Here is a 5,579-nt window from a genome sequence, read left to right as displayed (position 1 = left end):
GGGGCGGCCGCGCCCGCCGCGGGCCCGGGCACCGCGCGGTCGATGGCCGAAGCGGCGGCCCCCTCGGGCGACTGCGCCGCCCGGATCGCCGCGACGCGGCGCGCCCTCGACCTTCCGGCCCGCGAATCGGCCGCCGCACTGCGGGCCCTGTTCCTCGCGGAGCCGCAGCGGATCCTAGCGAGCCGCGACGGGCTGTAGCGGCCCGCAGACCCTCGACACGCCGCGCCGGCGCCTATCTTCGCACGCGCGGCACGCCCCGGACGGGCGCCGGGCCGCGGGGAGACGGGGTTCGACGGATGCCGGATTATCGCCTGCGCGGGGCGGTTCGTGGCGAGGATGGCGAGATCGGCGCGCCGCGCGTCGACGAGGTGCTCACGGCCGCGGACGCGAAGGAGGCGGTGCGCCTCGCCAACAGCCGCTCGCTGACGATCGAGGACGACGCGGTGAACGCCCTGTGGCTGGTCGACGCCCACGGCACCCTGCTCTGGTCCCTGCGCCGGGCCGACCGGGAACCCTGACGCGAGGCCTGACGCGGGTCGGCACCGTCAGCCCGATGCGCGGCGGCCCGTCTCCGGCAGCGCGGCGGCCCCGGCATCGTCGGCGCCCCCGAGATACAGGGACCGGACGTCGTCCCGCGCCCGCAGGGACGCGGCGGTGCCGGCCAGCGCGCTGCGCCCGTTCTCCAGCACCACGGCGTGGTGGGCGTGGCGCAGGGCGAGGCGGACGTTCTGCTCGGCCACCAGCAGGGTCAGACCCTCGGCGCGGTTCAGGCCGGCGAGCACCCGGTAGATCTCCTCGACCACGCGGGGGGCGAGCCCCATCGACGGCTCGTCGAGGACGAGCAGCCGTGGCCGCCCCATCAGCGCCCGGCCGATCGCCGCCATCTGCTGTTCGCCGCCCGAGAGCAGGCCGGCGGCGACGCCCCGCTTCGCGGCGAGCCGCGGGAACAGGCCGTAGACCCGGTCCAGATCGGCGCGCACGCCGCCGCGGCCGGAGCCCCGCCCGAGCCCGCCCGCCACCAGATTCTCCTGGACGCTCAGGCTCCGGAAGCAGTGGCGCCCCTCCAGCACGCCCACGAGCCCGGCGCGGACGAGGACGTCGGTCCGGGTCCGCGTCACGTCGCGCCCGTCATAGGCGAGGCGCCCGGCCGTGACCCGGCCGCGCAGGGCCGGCAGCAGGTTCGACACCGCCCGCAGCAGGGTCGTCTTGCCGGCGCCGTTGGCGCCGACCAGGGCGACGATCTCCCCCGCCCGGACCGCGAGGTCGACGCCGTGCAGGGCGTGCACCGCCCCGCCGTAGACGATCTCCAGGGCCTCGACCTGCAGGAGGGGCGGGGGGGCACTCATCGGGCGCTCACCGGGCGCTCACCGGGCCGCCGCGGCGGCCTGCTTGCCGGCCGCGTCCGCGGCCTCCTCGGCGGCGCAGTCGCGCGGGGTGATGCCGCGCTCCTTGGCGTAGGCGGTCGCCGAGGCCTCGATGAGCGGGCGCAGGCTCGCCCAGTCGGGGGCGATCCAGTCGGACACCACGTTCCACTTCGCCCCGTCCCATTGCTGGAAGGTGACGCGGCCCTCGCCCTCGTGGTTGGCGCAGGTGACGTTGATCGAGTGGAACAGGCCCTTGGCGCCGAGCGCCGCCACCCGGGCCTCGTCGAGGCGCAGGTGCTCGAAGCCCCAGCGCACCTCGTCGCCGGTGAGCGTGCGCTGGCCGAACCGCGCTTGCGCGATCCGCACCGCCTCGACGTTGAGGATGCCGTTCAGCACCCCGAGATTGTGGTAGACGCTGCCGATCCGCCTCCGGTCGGCGAGGTTGCCGTTGCCGGCCCCGTAGACCTTGCCGACGACCTCCTGGATCACCGGGTAGGCGGTGCCCGAGGCCTGGGTCGTGATGGCGACGTAGCCCTTGGCGGCGTCGCCCGCCGGGATCACGTCCTCCTCCGAGTTCGACCAGACATTGCCGACGATGCGGTCGGCCGGGAAGCCGGTCTTCTGGGCGGTCTTCAGGGCCACCGGGTTCATCACGCCCCAGCCGCGCAGCACCACGAAGTCGGGCCGCAGGCGCCGGATCGTGAGCCACTGCGACTGCTGCTCGTTGCCGGGATGGGGCACCTCGATCTGCGCGACGGTGAAGCCGTAGCGCTCGGCGAGCCGCGCGTAGATCGGGATCGTCTCCTTGCCGTAGGGCGAGCCGTGGTAGAGCACCGCGACGGTCTTGCCCTTCAGCTTGTCGAGGCCGCCCGCGCGGGTGCCGAGATACTGGATGATGCCGCTCGTCTCGCTGTAGGGGTTGAGCAGCAGCGGGAACACGTAGGGGAAGACGCGCCCGTCGGTGGAATCGGTCCGGCCGTGGTTGATCGTGATCAGCGGCACCTTGTCTGCGGTGATGCGGTCGATCATCGCGTAGGCGATGCCCACCGAGAGCGGGTTCCAGGCGGCGATGCCGGGCCGGGACTTCAGCCGCTCGTAGACCTCGACGCCGCGCTCGACCTCGTACTGGGTCTCGCCCTCGCTCCAGGTGAGCTTGACGCCGTTCACCCCGCCGTCGCGGGCGTTGATCAGGTTGAGATAGTCGATGAAGCCCCCGAAGAAGCCGGTCCCACCGGCCGCGTAGGGGCCGACCCGGTAGCTCTGGAGCGGGAAATACTGCTCGTCGGCCCAAGCGGCCCGGGGGGCCGCGCCGGCGAGCGCGACGGTGCCGGCGAGGAGCGCGGCGCGGAGACGGGTCGTCAGGGGCATGGTCGTCCTGGGGTTGGTCAGGCGGGGAGGGGATCAGGCAGCGCGGCGGCCGAGGCGGCGGCCCGCCCGGTCGAGGAGGGCGGCGAGGCCGGCGGGCTCGCGGATCAGCACGACGACGATCAGGGCGCCGAGGACGACGCGCTGGACCATCTCCAGGGTGCCGGAATCGAACCCGTCGCCGAGCAGCGTCGCGCCGAGGCGCGACAGGAGCAGGGGCAGCACCACGATGAAGCCCGCGCCCAGGAAGGCGCCGCGCAGGGTGCCGAGGCCGCCGATGATCACGATGAACAGGATCTGGAAGGAGCGGTCGAGGTTGAAACCCGCCGGCTCGACGGTGCGCAGATACGCGAAGGCCCACAGCGCCCCGGCGATCCCGATCACGAAGGACGAGGCCGCGAAGGCCAGGAGCTTGGTCCGGGCGACCCGCACGCCGACGAGGCGGGCGGCGGTCTCGTTGTCGCGGATCGCCACGAGGTTCCGGCCCGTGGGCGAGGTCACGAGCCTCCACGCGACGAAGGTCAGCAGCGTGACCACCGTGAGCGTGACCAGGTAGCGGCCGCGTGGGTCGTCGAAGGACAGGCCGGCCACCACCAGCCGGGGGGCGGTGACGATGCCCGAGGGGCTGTCGTCGGAGATCCAGCCGATCCGGTTCAGCGCCCAGGCGACGAAGAACTGCACGGCGAGCGTCGAGACCGCGAGGTAGAAGCCCCGCAGGCGCAGGGCCGGCAGCCCCGCCACCAGCCCGGCGAGCGCCGCCACGAGGCCGGCGAGCACGAGCGACACCGGGAGCGGCAAGCCGGGCAGGCGCAGCGACAGGTTGAAGGCCGCGTAGGCCCCGACCGCCATGAAGGCGGCCGAGCCCAGGGAGAGCAGCCCGGCATAGCCGGTGAGCAGGTTGAGCCCGAGGCCGGCCAGCGCCAGGGCCAGGAACGGCGTCAGCAGCGCCTCGAACAGGTAGCTCGTGCCGGAGAGCGGCACGATCCCGTAGGCGAGGACCAGCAGGGCGCCGAGGCCGAGGGTCCCGGCGGACAGGTGCGGGTGCGGCACGGCGCGGGGGAAGGCCACCATGGCGGCTCAGACCCGCTCGACGGCGCGCAGGCCGAACAGGCCCGACGGCCGGACCAGCAGGAAGCCCAGGGCCGCCACGTAGGCGATCCAGCCCTCGATGCCGCCGCCGATGACCGGTCCGAGATAGACCTCGGACAGCTTCTCCGCCGCGCCGACGATCAGCCCGGCCACGATCGCCCCGGCGACGGAGTCGAAGCCGCCGAGCACGAGCACCGGCAGCGCCTTCAGCACCACCAGCGACAGGGAGAACTGCACGCCGAGCCGCGCCCCCCAGAGCAGCCCCGCCACCAGCGCGACGATCCCGGCGGCGATCCAGACCGCCGACCAGATCCGGGGCAGGCGCAGGCCGGTGTTGAGGGCGGCGAGCGGATCGTCCGCCACCGCCCGGAAGGCGAGGCCGGTGCGGGTGTAGCGGAAGAAGGCGGAGAGGAGCACCACCATCAGGCCCGCGACCGCGGCGGCGAACAGGTCGAACCGGCTGACCAGCACGCCGCCGAGATCGATCGGCGTGTCGTCGATGCCGAGGTCGAGCCCGTGGACCTGGGTGCCCCAGGCGAGCTGGGCCGCACCCTCGATCACGTAGGCGACGCCCAGCGTCGCCATGAACAGGGTGATGGGCGGCTGGTTGACGAGCGGCCGCAGCACCAGGCGCTCCACGCCGAGACCGACCACCACCATCGCGGCGAGCGTCGCGGCCAGGGCCGCCGGGACGGGCAGGCCGCGCTCGGTCAGGCTCACGAAGGTGAGGGCGGCGAACAGCACCATCGCGCCCTGCGCGAAGTTGAGCACGCCCGAGGTCTTGTAGATCAGCACGAAGCCGATCGCCACGAGGGCGTACATGACGCCCGACAGGAGGCCGCCGACGACGACCTCGATCAGGAAGGCGAGATCCGGGCTCATGCGGCGGCCACGCCCGCGCCGGCATCCGCGTCCGTGTCTGTGTTGTCCCAGCCCTCCTCCGCATCCCCGTCCGCGAGCCCCAGATAGGCCGCGATGACGGCCGGGTCGGCCCGCACCTCCGACGGCGTGCCGGTGGCGATGCGGCGGCCGTGGTCGAGCACGGTCACCCGGTCGGAGAGGCGCATGACGACGCCGATATCGTGCTCGATCAGCACGATCGCGGCCCCGGACCGCTCCCGCGCCGCCCGGATGAAGCCGGTCATCTCGGCCTTCTCGGTCGCCGTCATGCCGGCCATCGGCTCGTCGAGTAGCAGGAGTCGCGGCTCGGCCACCAGGGCCCGGCCGAGCTCGACCCGCTTCTGGAGCCCGTAGGGGAGGCTGCCGGCCGGGCGATCGGCCACCGCCCCGAGGCCGAGGCGTCCGATCACCGCCTCGGCGGCGGCGCGGTGCGCGCGCGCCTCCCGCCGGGCGGAGGGCAGGCCCAGGATCTGGGCCCCGAGTCCGGAGCGCCGCGCGGCCGAGAGCCCCGCGAGGACGTTGTCGCGCACGCTCAGGCCCGCGAACAGGGCGAGGTTCTGGAAGGTCCGGGCGACGCCCAGCGCGGCGAGCCGTCCGGCCGGCACCCGGGCGAAGGTCTCCGCGCCGAGCCGCACCCGCCCGGCCCGCGGCGCGTAGAGGCCGGTGATCGCGTTGATCAGCGAGGATTTGCCGGCGCCGTTCGGCCCGATCACGGCGTGGATCTCGCCGGCCCCGACCGCGAGGTCGATCTCCGCGAAGGCGACGGTGCCGCCGAAGGCGAGGGACAGTCCCTCGACCGACAGGACCGCGTCCGCCCGGTCCCGGTGCGGGCCGCCGCCGGGGCCTAAGTCGGAGGCCAAG

General features: G+C 74.2%; 6 protein-coding genes and 1 pseudogene. 2 read left to right on the top strand and 5 right to left on the bottom strand.

What is annotated here, in order from left to right; genetic code table 11:
- Both ACLBYE_RS29270 and ACLBYE_RS29265 read left to right on the top strand, forming a co-directional pair.
- Positions 1 to 198, top strand: a pseudogene (locus tag ACLBYE_RS29270) (hypothetical protein); the annotation flags it as partial.
- A 98-nt stretch (positions 199 to 296) separates the two neighbouring features.
- On the top strand, positions 297 to 518 hold the full coding sequence (locus tag ACLBYE_RS29265) for a hypothetical protein (protein ID WP_273563186.1): 222 nt from the start codon (positions 297 to 299) through the stop codon (positions 516 to 518).
- A 27-nt stretch (positions 519 to 545) separates the two neighbouring features.
- Here the strand turns inward: ACLBYE_RS29265 and ACLBYE_RS29260 are convergent, their stop codons facing one another.
- The 5 genes from ACLBYE_RS29260 to ACLBYE_RS29240 are packed head-to-tail and all read right to left on the bottom strand — an operon-like array spanning position 546 to position 5,578.
- Positions 546 to 1,346 carry an ABC transporter ATP-binding protein gene (locus ACLBYE_RS29260; RefSeq protein WP_447696841.1) on the bottom strand — a complete coding sequence of 267 codons (801 nt, stop codon included), beginning with the start codon at positions 1,344 to 1,346 and terminating at the stop codon, positions 546 to 548.
- Between the two features lie 18 nt (positions 1,347 to 1,364).
- Positions 1,365 to 2,732, bottom strand: a complete 1,368-nt coding sequence (locus ACLBYE_RS29255) for an ABC transporter substrate-binding protein (RefSeq protein WP_447696840.1) — start codon at positions 2,730 to 2,732, stop codon at positions 1,365 to 1,367.
- A gap of 33 nt (positions 2,733 to 2,765) precedes the next feature.
- Positions 2,766 to 3,800, bottom strand: coding sequence for a branched-chain amino acid ABC transporter permease (locus tag ACLBYE_RS29250; RefSeq protein ID WP_447696839.1), 1,035 nt, complete (start codon positions 3,798 to 3,800; stop codon positions 2,766 to 2,768).
- A gap of 6 nt (positions 3,801 to 3,806) precedes the next feature.
- Positions 3,807 to 4,700 carry a branched-chain amino acid ABC transporter permease gene (locus ACLBYE_RS29245; RefSeq protein ID WP_447696838.1) on the bottom strand — a complete coding sequence of 298 codons (894 nt, stop codon included), beginning with the start codon at positions 4,698 to 4,700 and terminating at the stop codon, positions 3,807 to 3,809.
- A complete protein-coding gene (locus ACLBYE_RS29240) occupies positions 4,697 to 5,578 on the bottom strand; it encodes an ABC transporter ATP-binding protein (protein WP_447696837.1) in 882 nt (293 codons plus the stop codon). The genes ACLBYE_RS29245 and ACLBYE_RS29240 overlap by 4 nt, the downstream gene beginning before the upstream one ends.
- Between the last annotated feature and the right edge of the window lies 1 nt (position 5,579).

The sequence above is a fragment of the Methylobacterium sp. A52T genome, assembly GCF_053346095.1.
Note: the sequence above shows the minus strand (reverse complement) of the source record. Positions and strands in the feature narration are given on the sequence as shown.

Bases quoted from the DNA above. Each gene is read 5' to 3' on its own strand.
- ACLBYE_RS29245 (WP_447696838.1), bottom strand. From the start codon at position 4,700: ATGAGCCCGGATCTCGCCTTCCTGATCGAGGTCGTCGTCGGCGGCCTC.
- ACLBYE_RS29250 (WP_447696839.1), bottom strand. From the start codon at position 3,800: ATGGTGGCCTTCCCCCGCGCCGTGCCGCACCCGCACCTGTCCGCCGGG.
- ACLBYE_RS29260 (WP_447696841.1), bottom strand. From the start codon at position 1,346: ATGAGTGCCCCCCCGCCCCTCCTGCAGGTCGAGGCCCTGGAGATCGTC.
- ACLBYE_RS29265 (WP_273563186.1), top strand. From the start codon at position 297: ATGCCGGATTATCGCCTGCGCGGGGCGGTTCGTGGCGAGGATGGCGAG.
- ACLBYE_RS29255 (WP_447696840.1), bottom strand. From the start codon at position 2,732: ATGCCCCTGACGACCCGTCTCCGCGCCGCGCTCCTCGCCGGCACCGTC.